The organism is Thermodesulfobacteriota bacterium (assembly GCA_040754335.1).
Taxonomy (GTDB): domain Bacteria; phylum Desulfobacterota_D; class UBA1144; order Nemesobacterales; family UBA2774; genus 2-12-FULL-53-21.
Genome location: JBFMCV010000001.1, coordinates 228,156 through 248,016 on the forward strand (window position 1 = coordinate 228,156; position 19,861 = coordinate 248,016).

Annotated in this window: 20 protein-coding genes; 15 read left to right on the top strand and 5 right to left on the bottom strand. The window is 52.9% G+C overall.

The features are described 5' to 3' along the window. Positions 1-242: 242 nt before the first annotated feature. From AB1598_01095 to AB1598_01105, 3 genes are all read left to right on the top strand, one after another. Complete coding sequence (locus AB1598_01095) at positions 243-710, top strand: hypothetical protein (GenBank protein MEW6143592.1); 468 nt, start codon at positions 243-245, stop codon at positions 708-710. Between the two features lie 159 nt (positions 711-869). Next, positions 870-1,970 (top strand): redox-regulated ATPase YchF, encoded by a 1,101-nt coding sequence (ychF, locus tag AB1598_01100; protein ID MEW6143593.1) that lies wholly within the window; start codon positions 870-872, stop codon positions 1,968-1,970. Next, entirely contained in the window at positions 1,963-3,066 is a 1,104-nt protein-coding gene (locus AB1598_01105) for a quinone-dependent dihydroorotate dehydrogenase (protein ID MEW6143594.1), read from the top strand. The genes ychF and AB1598_01105 overlap by 8 nt, the downstream gene beginning before the upstream one ends. A 148-nt stretch (positions 3,067-3,214) precedes the next feature. On the opposite strand, the gene argJ is transcribed toward AB1598_01105, so the two are convergent. Together argJ and recO are read right to left on the bottom strand one after the other, a co-directional pair. Beyond that, complete coding sequence (gene argJ / locus AB1598_01110; protein MEW6143595.1) at positions 3,215-4,393, bottom strand: bifunctional glutamate N-acetyltransferase/amino-acid acetyltransferase ArgJ; 1,179 nt, start codon at positions 4,391-4,393, stop codon at positions 3,215-3,217. Beyond that, positions 4,390-5,097, bottom strand: coding sequence for a DNA repair protein RecO (gene recO, locus AB1598_01115; GenBank protein ID MEW6143596.1), 708 nt, complete (start codon positions 5,095-5,097; stop codon positions 4,390-4,392). The genes argJ and recO overlap by 4 nt, the downstream gene beginning before the upstream one ends. Positions 5,098-5,331: 234 nt before the next feature. Between recO and AB1598_01120 the strand changes: the two genes are divergently transcribed. Then, the gene (locus AB1598_01120) at positions 5,332-7,020 is read left to right on the top strand and encodes a hypothetical protein (GenBank protein MEW6143597.1); all 1,689 of its coding nucleotides are present in this window, start codon (positions 5,332-5,334) and stop codon (positions 7,018-7,020) included. A 54-nt stretch (positions 7,021-7,074) separates the two neighbouring features. Here AB1598_01120 and mgtE read toward each other — a convergent pair whose 3' ends face one another. Continuing rightward, positions 7,075-8,427 (bottom strand): magnesium transporter, encoded by a 1,353-nt coding sequence (gene mgtE / locus AB1598_01125; GenBank protein MEW6143598.1) that lies wholly within the window; start codon positions 8,425-8,427, stop codon positions 7,075-7,077. A gap of 99 nt (positions 8,428-8,526) precedes the next feature. Between mgtE and AB1598_01130 the strand changes: the two genes are divergently transcribed. From AB1598_01130 to mqnE, 4 genes are all read left to right on the top strand, one after another. Further along, the gene (locus AB1598_01130) at positions 8,527-9,369 is read left to right on the top strand and encodes a 4-hydroxybenzoate octaprenyltransferase (GenBank protein MEW6143599.1); all 843 of its coding nucleotides are present in this window, start codon (positions 8,527-8,529) and stop codon (positions 9,367-9,369) included. Continuing rightward, a complete protein-coding gene (locus AB1598_01135; GenBank protein MEW6143600.1) occupies positions 9,369-9,920 on the top strand; it encodes a UbiX family flavin prenyltransferase in 552 nt (183 codons plus the stop codon). The genes AB1598_01130 and AB1598_01135 overlap by 1 nt, the downstream gene beginning before the upstream one ends. Before the next feature lie 127 nt (positions 9,921-10,047). Further along, positions 10,048-11,823: a menaquinone biosynthesis decarboxylase gene (locus AB1598_01140; protein ID MEW6143601.1), complete on the top strand. Its 1,776-nt coding sequence runs from the start codon at positions 10,048-10,050 to the stop codon at positions 11,821-11,823. Then, positions 11,799-12,908: an aminofutalosine synthase MqnE gene (gene mqnE, locus AB1598_01145; protein ID MEW6143602.1), complete on the top strand. Its 1,110-nt coding sequence runs from the start codon at positions 11,799-11,801 to the stop codon at positions 12,906-12,908. Before AB1598_01140 ends, mqnE begins: the two co-directional genes overlap by 25 nt. A gap of 319 nt (positions 12,909-13,227) precedes the next feature. Here mqnE and AB1598_01150 read toward each other — a convergent pair whose 3' ends face one another. Continuing rightward, entirely contained in the window at positions 13,228-13,392 is a 165-nt protein-coding gene (locus AB1598_01150) for a hypothetical protein (protein ID MEW6143603.1), read from the bottom strand. Between the two features lie 104 nt (positions 13,393-13,496). Between AB1598_01150 and AB1598_01155 the strand changes: the two genes are divergently transcribed. Next, a complete protein-coding gene (locus tag AB1598_01155; protein ID MEW6143604.1) occupies positions 13,497-14,384 on the top strand; it encodes a hypothetical protein in 888 nt (295 codons plus the stop codon). A 26-nt stretch (positions 14,385-14,410) separates the two neighbouring features. Here the strand turns inward: AB1598_01155 and AB1598_01160 are convergent, their stop codons facing one another. Next, complete coding sequence (locus AB1598_01160; GenBank protein ID MEW6143605.1) at positions 14,411-14,875, bottom strand: hypothetical protein; 465 nt, start codon at positions 14,873-14,875, stop codon at positions 14,411-14,413. Between the two features lie 129 nt (positions 14,876-15,004). Here AB1598_01160 and AB1598_01165 point away from each other — a divergent pair, with 129 nt between their 5' ends. The 6 genes from AB1598_01165 to AB1598_01190 all read left to right on the top strand — a co-directional run bounded on the left by AB1598_01165 (position 15,005) and on the right by AB1598_01190 (position 19,847). After that, entirely contained in the window at positions 15,005-16,672 is a 1,668-nt protein-coding gene (locus AB1598_01165) for an AAA family ATPase (GenBank protein MEW6143606.1), read from the top strand. Positions 16,673-16,785: 113 nt separating this feature from the next. Then, positions 16,786-17,070 carry a hypothetical protein gene (locus AB1598_01170; GenBank protein ID MEW6143607.1) on the top strand — a complete coding sequence of 95 codons (285 nt, stop codon included), beginning with the start codon at positions 16,786-16,788 and terminating at the stop codon, positions 17,068-17,070. A gap of 201 nt (positions 17,071-17,271) precedes the next feature. Beyond that, a complete protein-coding gene (locus AB1598_01175) occupies positions 17,272-17,598 on the top strand; it encodes a TraR/DksA C4-type zinc finger protein (GenBank protein ID MEW6143608.1) in 327 nt (108 codons plus the stop codon). Between the two features lie 164 nt (positions 17,599-17,762). Continuing rightward, a complete protein-coding gene (locus AB1598_01180) occupies positions 17,763-18,110 on the top strand; it encodes an STAS domain-containing protein (protein ID MEW6143609.1) in 348 nt (115 codons plus the stop codon). Positions 18,111-18,222: 112 nt separating this feature from the next. Beyond that, complete coding sequence (locus AB1598_01185) at positions 18,223-19,428, top strand: SpoIIE family protein phosphatase (GenBank protein MEW6143610.1); 1,206 nt, start codon at positions 18,223-18,225, stop codon at positions 19,426-19,428. 5 nt (positions 19,429-19,433) lie between these two features. Continuing rightward, complete coding sequence (locus tag AB1598_01190; GenBank protein MEW6143611.1) at positions 19,434-19,847, top strand: ATP-binding protein; 414 nt, start codon at positions 19,434-19,436, stop codon at positions 19,845-19,847. The last annotated feature ends 14 nt before the right edge of the window (positions 19,848-19,861 follow it).

Sequence of the window (19,861 nt, forward strand, 5' to 3'; positions counted from 1 at the left end):
TCTCCTTTTGCTCGTATTAGGGACACGGCCCGGAACTCCATACCCTTTCTGACGGTAATCGGATACGTATCCGACCCCTCTGCGCCCCGGGAATTCGGCAAGCCTCGCCCTTATTTCCGAGATTATGCGCTAGCTCCATTTCACAGTCAATGGTGTCCGAAATATTAGATGACGATCCTGATTGTCTCGTGGTTTGGCAATTACCGGCGTTTGGGATATATTGATGGGAAGAGGTGGGGAATATGAAATACATTCCTTTAGCGGTGCTGTGCATTCCCTTTATTCTTTCAGGCTGCATCGAAGTAGGCGATTCGGGCACAAACCCGATACAGGGAGAGGTCGTCGAGAGGAGGGCCCTCACCGATGAAGAGGTCGCGGTATGGAACGAGCAGGCGGAGTGCATGGAGACCGAGAGCAAGTCGAGGCCGGACATAGAGGACCTGAACGCGACCGACGTTCCGGTCGTCCCCGAGATCACCATCAGGAAAGACCTCATGTGCGGGAATATCCCTCCTGATAACCTCATCGCCTGTCAGTCGGAAGATGAAATTGCCATACTCGACGGCCTCGACCAGGAGACCTTCAACAGGGCTTTGAGGCATGAAGAAATCCATTACATTCTCTTTTTCGAGACAGGCAACGGCGACGGCGGCCACAAGAGCATATGGTTCAACATCGATGAAAGCCCCTGCCCCGAGTCAGGGCAGTAACAGTCTTTGTGCTCATTGCTCCCGGCCGGGCTGTTCCCGAGGCCGGAACACTGTGTCTAAATGCCTGAATTTGCTTGACTACGCTACCCTTTGAGGTAGCTTATCAGCGGTTTCACCCTTGCTGCTACAAAACTACAAATTAAGGTATAAATTGAAAACATGGGACTAAAATGCGGAATAGTAGGGCTTCCCAACGTCGGGAAGTCCACACTTTTTAATGCGCTCACGAACGCCGGGGCCGAGGTCGGGAACTTCCCCTTCACCACTATAGACGACAACGTCGGGATAATACCGGTCTCGGACGAGAGGCTATACAAGATAGCAAGCCTCGTGAAGCCCCAGAAGATAACGCCCAGCTATCTCGAAGTTGTCGACATAGCGGGGCTCGTCAAAGGGGCTTCGGAAGGGAAGGGCAAGGGCAACGCCTTCCTTGCGAGCATCAGGGAAGTGGACCTCATTCTCCATACCGTCCGCTGTTTCGAGGACGACAACGTCATGCACGTCGAGGGCTCGACAGACGCTCTCAGGGACATACATATAATAGAGGACGAGCTCGTGCTGAAAGACCTCGAGACCATCGAGAGGCGCGAGGAAAGGCTCCAGTCGCAGGCGAAGAGCGGGGACAAAAAGACAAAGGAGACGCTCGAGATAGTTACGCGTCTCAGGGAATTCATAGAGAACGGGAACAAGGTCAGGAACTTCCCACTGGATGAGGAATCCGCAAATGTAGTGAGGGAGATGTATCTCCTGACGAGGATACCGGTCCTCTACGTGTGCAACGTCGGCGAAGAGGACATTCCCGACGCCTCCGGTAACGAAGAGGTGCGGAAGGTCAGGGAGTACGCCGGGAAGGAAGGCTCCGAGGTCATAGTACTCTCGGCCAAGATAGAAGCCGAGATAGCCGAGCTGCCCTACGAAGAAAAGAAGCTTTTCTTGAAGGAGCTCGGTCTCGAAAGCTCGGGCCTCGACAGGCTCGCCAAGGTCGCTTATGATAAACTCGGATTGATCACGTATTTCACGCAGGGGCCAAAGGAAGTGAGGGCCTGGACGGTAAAGGCCGGGGCGAAGGCGCCTCAGGCCGCGGGTGTGATACACTCCGACTTCGAGAGGGGGTTCATACGCGCCGAGACAGCGGCATACGATGACTTCATCGCTGCCGGCTCCGAAGCAGCCCTGAAAGAGGCCGGGAAAATGAGGTCGGAAGGGAAGGAATACGTGGTGAAAGACGGGGACATACTCCTCTTCAGGTTCAATGTATAAAGAGATAATAAGGCCTATACTCGACAGGCTCGATTCCGAAACATTCCACAACATAGCGAGGGAATCATTACATCTTGCGGAAATGACGCCGCTTACGCTGAGGCTCGTCGGGCTTTTCGCGGACGGGCGCGAGAGGTTCACGGACAAGAGGCTACGCTCAACTCTTGGTGGCGTCGAATTCGAGAACCCGCTCATTGTCGGCGCGGGATGGGATAAAGCTGGGCGCGCTATCATGGGCCTCTGGCAGCTCGGCTTCGCGGGCGTCGAGGTGGGCTCGGTGCTTGAGTACAGGCAGCCGGGGAACCCGAAGCCAAGGCAGTTCATGCTCTCGCCCGGCGTCGCCGTAAACTGGCTCGGGTTCAACAGCCCGGGCATGGACGTAGTGGCGAAGAACCTCTCCAGATACGAAGGCGCGCCCGTGAGGGTAGGCATAAGCATAGGCATGAACAGGGATGTCCCCCACGACGATTCCCCGAGAGCGCACGCCGTCGTCGCGGAGAGGCTCTACGGATACGCCGACTATTTTGCTATAAACGTAAGCTCCCCTAATACGCCCGGCCTCAGGATGCTCCACGAGAAGGGGAGGAAGCGAGATATAATACAGGCCGTGAACGACGCGATGGAAGCTAAGGGCGGGAGGAAGCCGCTCTTCGTCAAGATCGCGCCCGAGCTCGGCTTTAAGGAAGTGGACGACATACTGGAGGTCGCGGTCGAGCATTCGATCACGGGGATAATAGCCGCCAATACTGCGGACGTGCCCGAGATGAAGGCAAAATACGGAGAGAGGTGGAGGAGCCAGCCGGGAGGGCTCAGCGGGGACGACGAGGATTACAGAAGGATGACCACGGAAAAAGTCGCTCACATTTTCAGGCAGGCGGGCGACAAGCTGGAGATAATCGGGGTAGGCGGGATCAAGAACGCCGCGACTGCTTTAGAAAAAATAAGAGCCGGAGCAAGAGCGCTTCAGATCGTGACCGCGATAAGGGGGGAGGGAACGGCAGTAGCCGGGAAGATCAACCGCGGGATTGTCGAGTACATGGAGAGAGAAGGGGTCAGGTCGCTCGACGAGCTCGTCGGCGTCGATGCGGGGAAGTGAGGCTGGATTTCCGGTTTTTCTTCTATGTCTGTCATTCTGAATTTATTTCAGAATCTGATTTTGTTTGCTCATTTTTAAAATGCCGGAATTTGAATCTGTTGTGTGTCGCGGCTGGAAGCGCTCCGGCGTTCTATATGTTTAAAGCTATCTACGTCCTGTAATGGGCGTTTATTTTCAAATAGTCATAAGTGATGTCGCTCGTTATAACGAACGAAGCCCTCTTCCCGGTCTTGAGGTCGAGAGTGATAGAGAACCTGGGCGTCTTCATTATCTCTAGCGCCTTGGCCTCGTCCATCACCTGCTTCGAGTTCCTCAATATTTTATGATCCCCTATATAGAGGTCGAGCCTGTCGGGGTTGAAATCCACCCCTGCTCTGCCTGCCGCGGCTACGATCCTCCCCCAGTTCGGATCCTCTCCGTAGAGCGCGCTCTTCACGAGTAACGACGTGCCTATCGTCCTCGCGACGCTCTCGGCGTCGGCCACTGACCTCGCTCCCTTGACGATAATCCTGACGGTCTTCGTCGCCCCTTCTCCGTCCTTTACGATCATCTCGGCGACCTCGGAAGCCGTCTCGGTCACTGCCTGCTCGAGCTTCCTGTAGTTGGTCCCCGTGAGCCCGATTGCGGTGTTACCGAGCTTGCCGTTTGCGAGCATCAGTACCGTATCGTTCGTCGACGTATCACCGTCCACGATTATCTTGTTGAACGAGTTATCGACCGCGCTCCTGAGCACCTTCGCAAGCGTCCTCTTCCCGACGTTTATGTCCGTGAGTATGTATGCGAGCATCGTCGCCATGTTGGGCATTATCATCCCAGCGCCCTTTCCTATGACGCACACTGTACCCGTCCTGCCTCCTATGCCGACTTTCGTGATCGCGTGCTTCGGGAAGGCGTCCGTCGTCATGATGGCCTGGGCCGCATCGGGCAGTCCTTCCTCGCTCAGCTCCTCTACGAGACGGGGCATAGCTTTATTTATCTTGTCGACCGGGAGCGGGCCCCCTATAACCCCGGTCGAAGAAGGGATGACGAGGGACTCGTCTATGCCGAGCTCGCCAGCCGCGCACTCAGTTGTGAGGAGCGCGGCTTTCAAGCCGGCTTTTCCCGTAAACGCGTTTGCAACGCCGCTGTTTATGAGTACCGCCTGGCATAGCCCGCTCTTTATCCGCTCCATTCCCACGAGCACGGGCGGAGCCTTCACGATATTTGTCGTAAACAGACCCGCCGCCCTGGCAGGCTTTTCCGAGAAGATGAGGGCCAGGTCCTTTTTCCCTCTCTTTTTTATTCCGCACGATATGCCGCTTCCTGCGAACCCGGGAACCTTTATCATATCTTGAGCTCCTCTATGAATTTCGATGAATTCAGTTTCTTTTCAGTGTGGTATTCGGTGAATTTCGAAAACAGCTTTATGTATTTGAGCACCTTGCTGGGCTCGATTTCCATAGACTCCCTGTCCCTGAGGAACGCACCCGAGAAAGCGACGCCGTTTTCCGCACCGCCCCCGCATTCAGCGCACAGCGCGCCCCCTTTTTTTACGCTGAAGCGCGCGCCTTTTCCCGCTTCTTTCCCGCATTCAGCGCATAGGTCTATACTCGGCCCGTAACCCGAGAGCGTAAGCGTCCCTAGCTGGAACCCGAGTACGAGGGGCATGGCGCTCTTCCCGCTGTCGAGCCCTCTCAGAGTGTCCGCCAAGAGGTTGAACATATCCTCGTTCGGAGATTCTTTGGGGAGGAGTATTTCCGCGGATTCGGTCATGAAGCTCCCCCACATGAAGAGCTCCAGGTCTTCCATCATGTGCCGGAATACCTCTACCGTTTCGATGTCCTCGAGGAACCTCATATCACCCGGCTTTTCCCTGAACCTCGCGCGGAAAAGGACGAAGGGCTCGAGCCTGCCGCCGAAACGCTTTCGGCTCGATTTCGCGTTCTTTGCGAAGGCGTTTATCTTTCCGAAATCCCTCGTAAACAGCGTTAGAACGTAATCGGCGTCGCCGTGAGGGCGCTTGCGGAGAAGTAACGCTTCTGAGCTTTTCATTAAACTGATATTATTACTAAAAACTGATGAGTTGGCGAATTACCGCACGCTTTTCCGCCTTCGGAGTCCACATTCGACAAGGGCTGGACGACGTCCCGCCCCCGCTCAGGGAGCTCCTGTGAAAAAATCTCAGGGGTTCACTAGAGTTGCGGGCGCGGTTCTTTTATAATATTACTCTCCGCGGTGATGTGCGGATACCGAGGGTGATGGAATTAGATCGTTAGGGAGTATGTTATGCGTAAACCGTCCTTTAGCAGGGGTGAGAGGATAGGGGGAGCCGTTTATTCTCTTTTCATCCTGGTGTTATTTTTAACGGCACAGTGGCTTCCCGGGATATCACTCGCTCAGGGGGTGTTCAGCGCCGCCGAGCAGATATACCTTAAAAACATTACACCGCTTCTGTATGAGTTCTCCCAGGCTGCGGCCGGCGTGAGCGATTCCCTGCTTAAGCTGCAGTCCGCCACCCCCGAGGAGTGCGCGTCACAGTTCGCGGATTACAGGGGCATAGTCGGCTCCATCTCAAAGCAGCTCGGCTCTCTTACTCCGCCGACCAGGCTCGAAACCGTTCACCAATATGCGACTCAGTCCCTCGACGGTTACTCGGCGGGGCTCGAGCTTTACTTCAAGGCCTGCACCGAAGAGGATTTCGGAGTGAAGGAGAGCCTCGTCAGCCAGGGTGGCGTATCTATCAATAAATCCGTCGTCGCTCTGGGAAAGGCATACGAGGAGATCGAGAACGTGAAGGCGGCCGGACCGGCGGTCGTTAAGAATGAAGCGGCCGAACAGATTACGGAAAGCGATATTACTGACAGGGGGGCAGCGGAATACTCTCCACCCGATGAAGTGGACACTGAAAGCGAACCGGACGCTGCCCCGGGACCGTTGACTCCAACCCCGGAAGTGAAAACTAAAGCGCAGGTGTTAGCCGAGATATCCGAAAAGGTGCAGGCCGATATGGAAGCACGGGAAGAAGCGGAAGCCGAAGTACTAGAGCCGGATACCGCCGTCGTTGAGACGCCCACGGTTGTCCGGCCTGTAGAGGAAGCAACTGAACCTGAGCCTACGGTCGAAGAACCCGAGGTAAAAACGCCGGTGAAAGAGGGGACACCGGAACCCCCGGCTGCGGAGCCGGCTCCCGCACTGTCGGAGAACATTCAGGTGAAAACCGAGGAAACTCCTGCGGCCGAGCCGGCCCTTCCCCCGTCGGAAAACAATCCGGTGAAAACCGAACAGGCGGCAACTGCCGAACCACCTCAGGAAGTGAAGACCGAAGAGGTGACGCATGCCGACCCCTCACAAGCTGAGAAGGATACCGCCGAACCCCCTCAAGAAGTGAAGACCGAAGAGGGGATTGAGAAAACGGATGAAGACAAGAAACCGGATAAAGAAGACATCGAGAGACTCAATCAGAAGATAATGGAGCAAGCCAAAGCCGTACAGACGAATGCTGACATGAAAGAAACGAGCTCAAGTGAATCTGAAACACCTCAATCTAAGGCAACGGATGAAGAAAAGGCTGCCGGCACGTCTGCACCGCCGGACGCCGTGTCTGCCGACAACTCGAATACATCCAAAGCCGCGCCACCGGCTGACGCGGAGGAGGTCGCTGCGCTGCCTCCGGGAGAGGCTGACGAGGAGCTCAAGGAAGAAGCCCCAGTGGACGACGTGAAATCGTGGTGCCGGGAAAGGTATCAGACACCGTCTGAGCAGGAAAGCTGCATGAAGCAGAGGGCGGTGGCGAAGGACAAGATCGACAAGCTGTCCGGCAAATTTTCTAACGGGAGCAAGGAGAGGGGCGTCCTCGACAAATGCATGTCCGACTGGAAAGAAGGGAGCACATATAACTACGAGATGGTGATCTCCTGCACGCAGTTTTTCTGCACGCAAAGCGATATCGAGAGCTGCAAGGACCTGAGCAAGTAGTGACTGTATTGCTCTCCGGAAGGGAATCGGCAACTTACACTAATGCCGTAACATCTAGAAAATCAGCATCGCGATAAAGAGATAGAAGACCGACCCGAAAATATCGTTGAACATGGTGAGGAAGGGTCCCGAGGCCGCCGCGGGGTCGAACCTGAATTTGTGGAGCAGGAGAGGGGCCGCCACACCTATGAAGGACGTGGCCATGGTGGCAGAGACCATCGCGATGAACACCGAAAGGGCGATCTTTATCACCTCCGGCTGATCGTAGCTTATCAGACCGCCTATTATTGCCGCGATTATGCCGCATATGATTCCGAGCGATATACCCACCTTCACTTCCGAAAGGATGATCCTGAGAATCTGCCTTATGTTGATTGTCCCCATGCCTATGCTTCTTATGATTATGGTAGTTGTCTGGAGCCCCACGTTCCCCCCGGTCGCCATTATCGCCGGCATGAACGCCGCCAGAATCGCTACTTTCTTGAGAGTCGGCTCGAACGCGTAGACGATGATAAAGGCGATGAATAATTCGCCTATGAGCGTCATCAGCAGCCACGGAGTGCGGAGCGCGATCCTCGTCCGCGTGGGAGTGAATATCGGGTGGAGCGTTTCTCCGACGCCAGCCATCTGTAGAATGTCCTCGGACGCCTCTTCGGTCACGACGTCGAGTATGTCGTCGGCCGTGATCCTTCCGAGGAGAACGCCCCTCCCGTCTACTACAGGCAGCGACAGTATGCCGTACTTCTGGAAGATCTTCGCGACCTCCTCCTGGTCCATATAGGGTGTCGCCCGGTGCTCGACGGGCTCCATAATGTTCGAGACCCTCGAGCTCGGGGTCGCGAGCACGAGTCTGCTGAGCGATATCTGCCCGAGGAGCTTGTCGTCCTCGTCTGTTACGTAAATAAGATAAAAGTCTGCGATTTCGTCTGCTATAAGCCGTATCCAGTTTATCGTGTCCCGGACGGTGAACTTTTCGGAGACCTTCACGAGCTCGATCTGCATGATGCCGCCCGCCGAGTCGTCCGGGTATTTGAGGAGCGGCTCTACGTCCCTCAAATCCTCGGGGTCCATCTTGGCCATCACGTCGCTGGCTGTCTGTTCCGGGAGCTCCCCGATGAGGTCGGCGGCGTCGTCCGACTCCATCTCCTCGACTATTTCAGCGATCTTCTCCGCGTCGAGCTCGCCGAGTATCTCTTCCCTATGCTCGGGGCCGAGCTCGAGTATGACTTCAGAAGCGGTGTCCGTGTCGAGCGCTTCGAGGACTCTCTGGTGGTCTTCGGGGTCGAGTGTCTGGAGCAAGCCTGCTATCTCCGAAGGGTGGACCTCGGCCAGCAGGGCCTTTATCTCCTGGATCTTGCCCTCGTGGAGACTGCTGGATATTTTTTCGGCGAGTTCGGGTCTCGGCACGATTTTCTCCGCCCCGTTGGAATAGAGGGTTAGTGTATAGAAGAGGGAGTAAAAGTAAAGTAGAATGAAGCCTTACCCGGAGAAACACCAGCGCATAAAATGAACGGCATAAGGAACTTCGCTAATTTTATCAAGTTCGAGCACACGCTTTTTTCGCTCCCCCTTATTTTTTCCGGGGCTTTCCTCGCCTGGGGAGGACTGCCTGAGCTCCATCTGCTCGTGCTGATTATACTGGCGGGAACCGGCGCAAGGACGGCCGCGCTCGCGCTGAACAGGATAATCGACAGGAAGATAGACAGCGAGAATCCGAGGACGGAGGGGCGCGAGCTGCCCTCGGGCAAGATAAGCCTCGCATCCGCCCTCGGCGTCACTCTCGCGGGCCTGGTTCTTTACTTCGCCTCCGCCTATTTCATATGCGACCTCGTACTCTATCTATCCCCTATACCGATAGTCGTTTTCATCGTTTACCCGTTGATGAAGCGGTTCACTCCCCTCTGCCATTTCGGAGTGGGATTGGGACTCGCGCTTGCTCCTCTCGGTGGATGGGTCGCGGTCACGTGCTCGACGTCGGGACTGTTCCCGGCCGTAATGCTCTCCTTATTCACATTCTTCTGGGTATCGGGGTTCGACATCATCTACGCCACGCTCGACGAGGAATTCGACAGGAAGAGCGGCGTGCGCTCGATGGTGGCTGTCTACGGCAAAGGGACGGGGCTCTATATCGCCGGCCTGCTCCACTATGCCGCATTCTTCTGCATCGCCTTTATCTACTTCTTTATGTTCAAGACGATAGCGGCAGGCGCGCTTCTCGTCTTGATCGGTTTACTCCTTTATTTAGAGCATAAAAAGTCGGAGAACGTCGACCTGGCGTTCTTCAAGATCAATATAGCCGTGGGCTTCGCCGTCTTCCTTTTTGTCCTCTCTGGGATATACTTACCGTGATGCGAACTATTGTAGGATTCACGGGCGCTTCCGGCGTGGCGTACGGCGTCGACTTCCTGAGGAGGTGTCCCGACGACAAGTTCCTTATAGCGAGCAAATGGGGGAAGAGGGTGCTTCACGAGGAGCTCGGTCTCAAGGTTGAGGAGCTGAGGCCCTGGGTCAGGGAAATTTACAGCGATTCCGACCTCGCGGCCCCGTTTTCATCCGGCAGCAACCACTTCGATTCGCTTGTCATCATCCCCTGCTCCATCTCCACTCTGGCGAAGATAGCTAACGGCATCGCCGATACCCTAATCACCAGGATAGCGCAGGTGGCGCTCAAGGAGAGGAGGAGGCTCGTCATAGCCCTCCGGGAGACCCCGCTTAGCTCAATCGCGCTCGAGAACGCGCTAAAGCTTTCGAGGGAAGGGGCAATCATAATGCCCATAAGCCCGCCCCATTATATAAAAGCCAACACTGTGAACGACTTGATCGAAGGCTATGTCGATAAGGTTTTGAACATCATAGGGGTAGGGGCCGGCAACGGCTGGAAGCACGACGAGCTCGATTAGACCATGTACCCTTTCCGGGGTATATTTCAGGGGTTACTAATTCCGTAATAGCCTTGATGGCGGATATTAAGTCTGATGCGGAATTATCTGCAATTTAAAAGAAATAATACAATCAGAACCTCTTCAAATGCCGAAAAAGCAATTCTATGACCTGCAGGAATACATAAGGTATCTCGAAGCGATAGGGGACCTCGTGCGCGTGAAGGCCGAGGTCGACCCGATACTCGAAATAACGGAGATTTCCTCGCGCGTCATAAAGGAGAGGGGCCCTGCTCTTATATTCGAAAACGTGAAGGGCGCGGCATACCCCCTCGCAATAAACCTCTTCGGGTCTGAAGAGAGGGTCGAGCTCGCGCTCGGCAGAAAGCCCCGTGACGTTGGGGAGGAGTTGGTCGAGCTCTTTCACAAGGTGAACCCGCCTTCGCTTAAATCTTTTTTCTCCGTCCTCCCCAAAGCATATGACCTCCTGTCCATGAGGACGAGGGGCGTTAAATCGGGCGCGTCGCAGGAGGTCGAGGAGCGTCCCGACCTCTCGAAGCTCCCTATCATAAAGTGCTGGCCGCTCGACGGCGGGAGATTCATCACTCTCGGGCTAGTTCTCACGCAGGACCCGGTAACTAACAGAAGGAACCTCGGCATATACAGGCTCCAGATTTACGACGAGAAAACGACGGGCATGCACTGGCACCCGCACAAGGGCGGGGCCGCCCATTACCACGAGGCCGGCAAGCTCGGACGGGACCTCGAAGCCGCCGTAATCCTCGGGGGCGACCCCAAAATGATATTCACCGCCATAGCCCCGCTCCCCGAAGGCATGGACGAGCTCGCGTTCGCGAGTTATCTGAGGGGGAGGCCCATACCGATGGTGAAAGGCAGGAGCATTTCCATCTCCGTCCCGGCAAACGCGGAGTTCGTCATCGAAGGTGTAGTGCCTTGGAATGAACTCAGGGTCGAAGGGCCCTTCGGCGACCACTTCGGTCATTATTCGATGGAAGCCGATTTCCCCGTATTCCACGTGAGCGAGATAACACACAGGATAAACCCGGTCTATCCGGCGACGGTCGTGGGTAAACCCCCGAAGGAGGACGTTTTCCTCGGCATGGCGGCGGCAGACATGTTCTCGCCGCTCACGAGGATAATCCACCCCGAGGTGAAGGACATGTGGGCGTATCCCGAAGCCGGGTTCCACAATCTCCTCGTCGTCTCTGTGGACGAGCGCTATCCGCGTAATGGAGTCAAGGCCATGCTCGCGCTCTGGGGCACGGGACAGCTCCTGCTGACGAAGGTTATGATTACGGTTTCGAGCGACGTCAACCCCCGCGACTGGGAGGCGGTGCTCGCGGAGATAGGCGAGAACTTCGATCCGGGCGAGGACTTCCTCATGATACCCTGGGCGCCGCTCGACACGCTCGACTTCACGAGCGGGAAGCTCAACGTCGGGAGCAAGATGGGCATTAACGCCGTGCGCAAGAAAGGGGACGCGAAAACCAGGCGGAAGGTCCCCGCCCGCGTGCCCGACCCGAGGGATAAGCATAAGGAGATACTCGACTGGAGGCTACTGCCGGGCGGGATACTCGCGCTCAAACTCGAAAAGAATCCCAAGGAAATGCTTAAAAAGATGTTCGAGACGCCGGGATACGAGGACCTGAGGATAATCGCCGCCTTAAGCCCGGACATAGACCTCCGGGACGACACGGAGCTCATATGGGGCATATTTACGAGGTTCGACCCCTACCTGGACGTGATATTCGAGCGGACCGAGCTCAGAGGCTCGGCGGTAATTTACGGCGGCAGGATGGGGATAGATGCGACGATAAAAAGCTGGTATCCTCTTGTAATCGAGATGTCGGAGGACGTGAAGGAGACGGTAACCGGAAGATGGAAAGAATACTGGATGAAATAGAAAAGCTCTGTTTTGACAAGGAGCTGTTCCCGATAATAAATAAAGTTGCAGGCGGGGAGCGCTTGTCCTTCGAGGACGGCCTTACGGTGATGAACACGCCTGACCTCAACACGGTCGGCATGCTGGCCGATTACGTGAAGAGGAAGAGGGCGGGGGACAAGGTCTATTTCGTCGTCAACCGTCACGTGAACCCGACGAACATATGCGCCATATCGTGCAAGTTCTGCGCGTTCGGCACGACGAAGAAATCAGCGAACGCATACGAGCTCTCGCACGAGCAGATACTTTCGCTCTTGAACGACGACATTCGCGAAGTGCACATCGTAGGCGGCCTCCACCCCGAGTGGAAGTTCCAGGACTACCTCGACATCGTGAAGCTCGTAAAGGACCACTACCCGAAGACTCACGTCAAGGCGTTCACGGCTGTTGAGATAGACTGGTTCACCGAGATAAGCGGCATGGGTCTCGAAGAGGTTTTAGAGACGCTGAGGGAGACCGGAGTGGACGCGCTCACGGGCGGAGGGGCAGAGATACTGCACCCCGACGTGAGGAAGAAGATATGCGCGCCCAAGACTATTGCCACCCGGTGGGAAGAGATACATGGCCTCGCGCACAGGATGGGGATACCTACTAACGCGACCATACTATACGGTCACATCGAAGAGCCATTCCACGTGGTCGACCATTACGAGAGGCTGAGGAGGATAGAGGACGAATCGCCCGGGTTCTTCGCCTTCATACCTGTGCTCTTCCAGCCCGAGAACACAGGACTCAAGAAGCAGGTGAAGTTCGTCCCGGCGTCTTACGACCTCAAGATACACGCGCTCGCGAGGCTATATCTCGACAATTTCCCCCACATCAAGTCCTACTGGATAACGCTCGGGGAGAAGATGGCCCAGGTCGCGCTACATTACGGGTGCAGCGACGCCGACGGGACTATAATGCGCGAGAAGATAATCCACGACGCGGGAGCGCCGTCCGAGCTCGGGCACACGCGGGACTTCATGGTGAACATGATTAAGAACGCGGGGTTCGTGCCTGTCGAGCGCGACGCGCTCTACAACGAGGTAAGGGTTTACAATTAGAGCTTCAGTATGTAAGCCGCGACAAGCCGCCCGTTCGTCCTGAGCTTGTCGAAGGACGATTACAATCCCCGCACATATCACGGATGTACAATACTTCTTCCTAGGCTTGTCTTATAATCCACAAAATAAAATTTACACTTGCAAACTCGTTCGTTTTAATTAATCCTTTTACTTAACACAGGGGGTGCATGAATATGAAAGCTGGAACAACCCTACTTACGTCTTCCGCAATCTTATTACTCTTATTGGTGTCAGGATTATTCTATTTAGGCAACCAGCCGGCTGAATCACAACAGCCCCAGGACATAAGCATTGCGGGTCAGGGCTTCGGTCCTGATCTGTATTCGTTACAGGATCCGGCTCCGTCGTCGGGAATCGTCGTCGCCCTGGCGAACTGCGGGAGCGAGACCTGCTCCCCCGAGCAGTGCTGCTGCCTCAACACCGACACGGGCGCGCAGTGCTGCAGGCCTAACAGCGCGGGCAACTGCGTCGAGTCCTGCAAACGAAGCAGCCCCTGTTAGTCCGAGAAGTAAAGCGGCCGATTATTAATAATTCAGACAACTGTAGTACTAATAAAAAGGTTGTTCCATGTCTTTAGTAATGGCCATGCAGTTCGGAGACCGTATATGCATTCTTTCTGATTCCATGATCTCCGATACGAATACGACCGGCAGCGATGTCATACCCGGTCAGCTCAAGACGATAGTCCTCAATAAAGAGGTCTCTATCTCGTACTCGGGTCTGACGAATAAAGCCATATCCAGGATACGCGAGATTCGGGCGGATATGTCGAAGAGGGTGTATTTTGACGAGGTGCTTGAGTCCTTAACGGAGTTCACCGCGGATGAGAAAGGAGAGGTCGCTTTCATCGTGTCGTCGCACATGGGCATACCGAAGCTCTACAAGATCGCGGACGGGCAGATTCACTACGGGCTCGACACATACTGGATCGGGAGCGAGGAGGCAGCCGCGCGCGTGCTCGATAGATTCGGGAAAGACGATCTGGTAATAAGCGAGCTGCCGAACAGTATGACGCAGGAGGAATACAGGTTCAGGGAGGCGTTTAGAAATGCGGTATATGAGAAGGATCTGCCGCATGCAGGTGGGCTGATATTCGATTGCATAGGGACGCCGAAGGGATACAGTTATAACAACTACGCCGTGGTGCACACGGGCGACAGGATGGCCCTCGATATTACGGAGGATTATACCGCCAGGTGGGCTTACGATAATCACGGAATGGAGAGCTATTCGCTGAGTCTCGTTTCTCCGAAGGAGCGGAGCCTTGCCGTGACAGGGGCGTTCTTCGAGCGGAGCAACACGGGTTTCATATATTCGCCGCTCGACCCCTGCCTCGATCTCAAGGGGAGCAAGGCGCTCGGGAAGCCCAAGACGGTTCATCCCGTATCTCTAAGCGGGTTCGTCAACGAGGTCGCGAGATATGCGTCGAGGCTCGAGACGTATTTGGGGGGATGAGACCACTATTGACGTGTGTCTGTAGCCTAGTTTAGATCTTTTAAGCTCAGATACTTACTAAACTTTTTACTAGCAATTTCTACTTGCGAACTAAACCAAGTCACTAGGCTTAATTGTTCATTTACTAATTCTGTACGTCTATCTCCTGTTGGTAATGACTCATAAGAAGCAACAATTGCATGTATTTTTAAGGCTTTTTTATACATTTCATCTGTATATTCTAGAATTTCCTTATCGAAGAGAAATTCTGCTTCCCTCGTTTCTCTTAGAAATTGAAACGCCCTATCTATATCAACATCTGCTTTTGACACAATATAAGATATAAAGGTCTTTATAGACAAATAGATTTCAAACCTTTTGTCATATAGTTCAAATCTTAGCCTGTTTTTGTTAGTTCTATATTGTTGATAAGCTATATATGCCGTCAGAATTGCTATAATAGGCACAAGAACAGCAGAAAGTGTGTCAATTATTAATTTTGTAGTTTCCATATTGTTATGAATTTTTCGGTTTTCGATTTATTAAAAAGTCTTGACCCCTCCAACATTGATTATTTATAATCCAATTATAGAAATAATAATCTTTATCCAACTTATGTGTTTGAATAATACCATTTAAAGATGATAAAGAGTATAAAGCTTAAATTCGGTCGAGCTCCGACCTTACAGGCTGAGACAATAGAGACTACACCCGTAACATTATTTGTCGGTCCAAATAACTCAGGAAAAAGCAAAGTCTTAAGTGAAATTTATCAATTTTGCCAAAATGGATCCCAAAATACACTAAATCTCATATTTGACAGTCTCGAATTTGAAACATTTACTGCGGAACAAGCTGAAGATAAAATCAAATTCAGCCTGTTAAAACCTCGACATGGAGAAGCAGTTCTTGATAATCATGTAATAATTGGCAAAAAAGGTACACGCCATAATGTAAATAGATCGCAACTATTAGAGGCGGTTAAAAACCCAAATAACCGCCCTTCACATTTTTGTTCCTGGTATCTGTCTTATAATACTCTTATCTTGGATGGCAATAGTAGAATTAACTTAATCAATCAACAGCCAGCTGGTGATTTACAAATACCACAAAGCACATTTCAAGTATTGTTCACTGATGATAAAAAAAGACACGAAGTGCGTCGAATTATAAAAGAAGCATTTGATCTATATTTTGTGATCGATCCTACACATCTAGGACAATTAAGGCTGAGACTAGCTCTTTATGCACCTTTGAATGATGCACAAGAGCGAGGTATTCATGATGAATCAGTTAGTTATCATTCCAAAGCAATGCCTATTGAGAATTCGAGTGATGGGGTTAAAGCATTCACGGGCATTATTACAGAAATTATTGCAGGAGATCCTGCGGTTCTACTTATTGATGAACCCGAGGCATTTTTACATCCTGCACTTTCGTTTAAATTAGGGAAAGAGATTGCACGTGCTAGTCATAAATCTGAAAAGAGACTTTTTATTTCAACTCACAGTACGAATTTTGTAATGGGATGCATACAATCTGGGACGCCAATAAATATAATTCGACTTACATATCGTAATGGAACAGCCACTGCTAGGGTACTTCCGAAAAATGATATTTTGAGACTAATGAGAAGTCCTTTATTAAGATCTACGGGGGTACTTGGAGGAATATTTTATGAATTCGTCGTCGTTACTGAATCGGATTCCGATCGTGCATTTTATCAAGAAATAAATGAAAGATTGGTATTATATGATCCAGATAATGGGATTCCTAATTGTTTGTTTTTGAATGCACAAAATAAGCAAACTGTGCATACAATCATCCGTCCATTACGTGAATTAGGCATACCTGCTGCAGGAATCATCGATTTAGATATGATTAAGGAAGGTGGTTCAGTTTGGACCAATTTCTTAAAGGGTGGTTTTATTCCGGAACTCGAACATAGCTCACTTGCTCAATTGCGTAATTCAGTGAAAACTAAATTTGAAGAAACTGGCAGGGATATGAAAAGAGACGGAGGAGTTGCACTTTTATCACCAAATGATCAAGAAGCAGCCAATAATTTACTTGATCAATTGGCGGATTATGGTCTATTTGTAGTGAGGGGGGGCGAATTAGAGTCGTGGCTGCCTACACTACAGAGTTCTGGTCATGGACCTGACTGGCTTGTCGATGTTTTTGAAAAAATGGGCGAGGATCCGGATTTGCCCAATTATATGAAACCTGTTAGTGGCGATGTTTGGGAATTTATAGGACGTGTTAAGCACTGGTTGACTAATGCAAACCGAAAGGGAATACCCACCTGAATCATGATTGTTTTTAAATTCTGCCAATTAAACCACAATTTCCCCCTTGAAATGTGCGGATGAACCCTTATTATATATTTGATAAACTTTATCGAAGGAATGGGGTGAAATAAATGATTAATACGGACAACTTAAGTCATACGGGCACCAAGTTTTCCCGGAGCTTCTATCTCGGCAACATACAGAGGGCGACCCTCAACAAGCCTGTGGATGATCTGAGCGAGAAAGAGCAGTATCAGTTCACCTGCCTTTCCGAGCAGATGAGATGGGGCAAGGAAAACGGTTACAACCTCGTTCTCACCCGCGACAGCGAGCAGATCGACTGCTGGATGATAAGGGATACTTCCATGGACGACCTCAACCCGCTCTTCAAAAAGACGATCCTCCAGGTTTTCTGATAGTACACAACTGCCAAAAAATATGATGCTTTTTCCCGGCCGGGCATTCAGCCCGCAAGGGTTTTCATACCATGTCCGGGAGTTAGGTGCCGGGCGGATACTGTTTAAATTATTTTTCCTCGTGCCCACGCGCCGCTTTTCTAAATCCTGAAATAGTGTTAATATGTTGGGTAAGTTATCGCGGTTGCGCCGGAGTTATTTATGAGTGATTATGACTCAATAATAGAAAGGTTGAGAGCAAGGAAAACCGAGCTTGAGAGCAGGCTTGGCAAGGTGGAGACATCCATGAGGAAGACCTATGCCAAGGACTGGGAGGAGCAGTCTATTGAGCGCGAGAACGACGAGGTAGTGGATGCGCTCGACGAGACGCTGCGCACGGAGCTCAACCAGGTAAACTCCGCCCTCTCTCGCGTGGAGAAGAACGAGTACGGCATTTGCGCCGTTTGCGACGACCCTATCCCTGTGGCCCGCCTCGAAGCGCTCCCGTACACCGACCGCTGCGTGAGCTGCGCGAGCGAATCCGAGTAGCGCGTACCCATCCGGAAACCGCGGTTTTTTACCCTAATACAACAGATTTTCCCTCCTATTGTTAAGCTACTGTTAACTTTTTTGACTTCAAAATGCTTTCCGTTTATAAAGTTCAATAAATATCGCTCGGTCGAATTTTCTCGTGCGGACGGAGGCATAGCCCCATGGAGATGAAGGTCATAAGGGAAGACGACGAACTTACTCACGTGAAGCTCTCGGGCAGGGTCGATCTCGAGGGAATAGGAGACCTCGACCTCGAATTTACGAGACATACGGTCACCCGCAGGAAACCTACGCTCGTGGATATATCCGAAGTCGATTACATCGCCTCCATAGGCCTCAGAATGCTCGTGACAGCGGCCAAGGCGCTCAACAAGTTCGGCGCCAGGCTCGTGCTTCTCAACCCTCATCCGGACGTTGAAGACGTGCTCCGGACAGCCGGCTTCGACAAGGTGATGCCCATAGAGCACGATTACGAGAGGGCGCTCGAAAGGTTGAGAACGGCCGCCTGAGATCAGGCGGATTCGAAAGGACCCCTTACCCCGATAAAAACAGCAGGCATTGCAGAATATATAAAGGATGTGGAGCGTATCCGGCTGTTCTCCGCATTCCGGACCCTGAGCTATGGCAAATAAAATTTCGGAAGACTCTCTAGCCGTCTCCTACGCCGCGCCCGCGACTATCCTAGTGGTCGACGACGACCCCGATCTTGAGCTCATCGTGACCCAGAAATTCAGGAGGCAGATAAGGAGCGGCGAATTCCATTTCATATTCGCCCGCAGCGGCGAAGACGCGCTCGAAAAACTGAGAGAGAATGTGATCGACGTCATCCTCACCGACATCAAGCTGCCGGGCATGGACGGGCTTACGCTTCTTTCGAGGCTGAAGACCCAATACCCGCTCATCAGGACCGTTATAATCTCGTCATACGGGGACATGAGGACGATAAGGAGAGCGCTCAACCTGGGGGCGTTCGATTTCCTTACGAAGCCCATAGACTTCGACGACCTGGGTATCACCATTACAAAAACGATCGAAGAGGCCCTTGCCTTGAAGCAGGCGGTGAAAGACAGGGAGCGCCTCGCCGCGATACGCCAGGAGCTCGACGTCGCCCGCAGGATCCAGCTTTCGATGATCCCCGGAATATTCCCCGCCTTCCCCGGGAGGCGCGATTTCGAGATATTCGGCGAGATAATCACTGCCCGTGAAGTTGGCGGCGACTTCTACGACTTCTGCATGATCGACGACGACAGGCTGTATTTCGCGATAGGAGACGCGTCCGGCAAAGGCGTGCCGGCTGCTCTTTTCATGGCGGTGACGAGGACAATGGTCAAGGCGGACGCGGTGAAGGGCCTTTCGCCCGAGAGGTGCCTTTCCGAGGCGAACAAGATACTCTGCATGGAGAACGAGTTCTCCATGTTCATCACGGTCTTCACGGGCGTGCTGGATACGAGAACGGGGGAGATCGTCTACAGCAACGGCGGGCACAAGCTCCCGATCATCATCCGCGGAGGGAGCGGGCCCGAGATGCTGGAGAACACCGAGGGCATAGCATTGGGCGTTATAGGAGGGGATTCGCTCTACGGCTTAAAGTCCGTGAAGCTCGAGCCCGGGGACGGTATCGTACTCTACAGCGACGGCGTGACGGAGGCTGTGAATAAGGACGGGGCACTCTTCACGGACAGGAGGCTCAGGGAATTGCTAGCGACGGACGGTTTCGAAAACCCACGCGACACGGTCGGGAGGATATTGAGGGACGTCGAGGAGTTTTCCCGCGGAGTCCATCTCACGGACGATATTACGGTGCTTGCGCTCAGATATAATAAGTAATAGTTATGAATTCCGATCTCTCGATCCGGCTCAAAAACAGCTTTAGCGAATTATCGCGCCTGAAGGACGCGCTGAATACGTACTGCGAGTTCAGGGAGCTGCCGTCGAATATAGTCTTCGCGCTTACGCTTTCCCTCGACGAGGTCGTAACGAACGTCATTTCATACGGGTACGACGACCACGACGAGCATAATATAGATGTCACCCTGCGGTCGGGGCAGGGGGTGATAGAAATAGCCGTCGAGGACGACGGGAAGCCGTTCAACCCTCTCGAATACAAGACGCCAGACCTCAAATGCCCGATAGACGAGAGGCCCATTGGCGGGCTCGGCATCTATCTGGTCAAGACGTATATGAGCGAGCTCGAATACAGGAGGTTAGGGGGGAAGAACCGGCTCGTTATGAGAAAGAACATATGAGCAGCCGAGCTCAC

Bases quoted from the DNA above. Each gene is read 5' to 3' on its own strand.
- AB1598_01095 (MEW6143592.1), top strand. From the start codon at position 243: ATGAAATACATTCCTTTAGCGGTGCTGTGCATTCCCTTTATTCTTTCA.
- ychF (MEW6143593.1), top strand. From the start codon at position 870: ATGGGACTAAAATGCGGAATAGTAGGGCTTCCCAACGTCGGGAAGTCC.
- AB1598_01105 (MEW6143594.1), top strand. From the start codon at position 1,963: ATGTATAAAGAGATAATAAGGCCTATACTCGACAGGCTCGATTCCGAA.
- argJ (MEW6143595.1), bottom strand. From the start codon at position 4,393: ATGATAAAGGTTCCCGGGTTCGCAGGAAGCGGCATATCGTGCGGAATA.
- recO (MEW6143596.1), bottom strand. From the start codon at position 5,097: ATGAAAAGCTCAGAAGCGTTACTTCTCCGCAAGCGCCCTCACGGCGAC.
- AB1598_01120 (MEW6143597.1), top strand. From the start codon at position 5,332: ATGCGTAAACCGTCCTTTAGCAGGGGTGAGAGGATAGGGGGAGCCGTT.
- AB1598_01130 (MEW6143599.1), top strand. From the start codon at position 8,527: ATGAACGGCATAAGGAACTTCGCTAATTTTATCAAGTTCGAGCACACG.
- AB1598_01135 (MEW6143600.1), top strand. From the start codon at position 9,369: ATGCGAACTATTGTAGGATTCACGGGCGCTTCCGGCGTGGCGTACGGC.
- AB1598_01140 (MEW6143601.1), top strand. From the start codon at position 10,048: ATGCCGAAAAAGCAATTCTATGACCTGCAGGAATACATAAGGTATCTC.
- mqnE (MEW6143602.1), top strand. From the start codon at position 11,799: ATGGAAAGAATACTGGATGAAATAGAAAAGCTCTGTTTTGACAAGGAG.
- AB1598_01155 (MEW6143604.1), top strand. From the start codon at position 13,497: ATGTCTTTAGTAATGGCCATGCAGTTCGGAGACCGTATATGCATTCTT.
- AB1598_01160 (MEW6143605.1), bottom strand. From the start codon at position 14,875: ATGGAAACTACAAAATTAATAATTGACACACTTTCTGCTGTTCTTGTG.
- AB1598_01165 (MEW6143606.1), top strand. From the start codon at position 15,005: ATGATAAAGAGTATAAAGCTTAAATTCGGTCGAGCTCCGACCTTACAG.
- AB1598_01170 (MEW6143607.1), top strand. From the start codon at position 16,786: ATGATTAATACGGACAACTTAAGTCATACGGGCACCAAGTTTTCCCGG.
- AB1598_01175 (MEW6143608.1), top strand. From the start codon at position 17,272: ATGAGTGATTATGACTCAATAATAGAAAGGTTGAGAGCAAGGAAAACC.
- AB1598_01180 (MEW6143609.1), top strand. From the start codon at position 17,763: ATGGAGATGAAGGTCATAAGGGAAGACGACGAACTTACTCACGTGAAG.
- AB1598_01185 (MEW6143610.1), top strand. From the start codon at position 18,223: ATGGCAAATAAAATTTCGGAAGACTCTCTAGCCGTCTCCTACGCCGCG.
- AB1598_01190 (MEW6143611.1), top strand. From the start codon at position 19,434: ATGAATTCCGATCTCTCGATCCGGCTCAAAAACAGCTTTAGCGAATTA.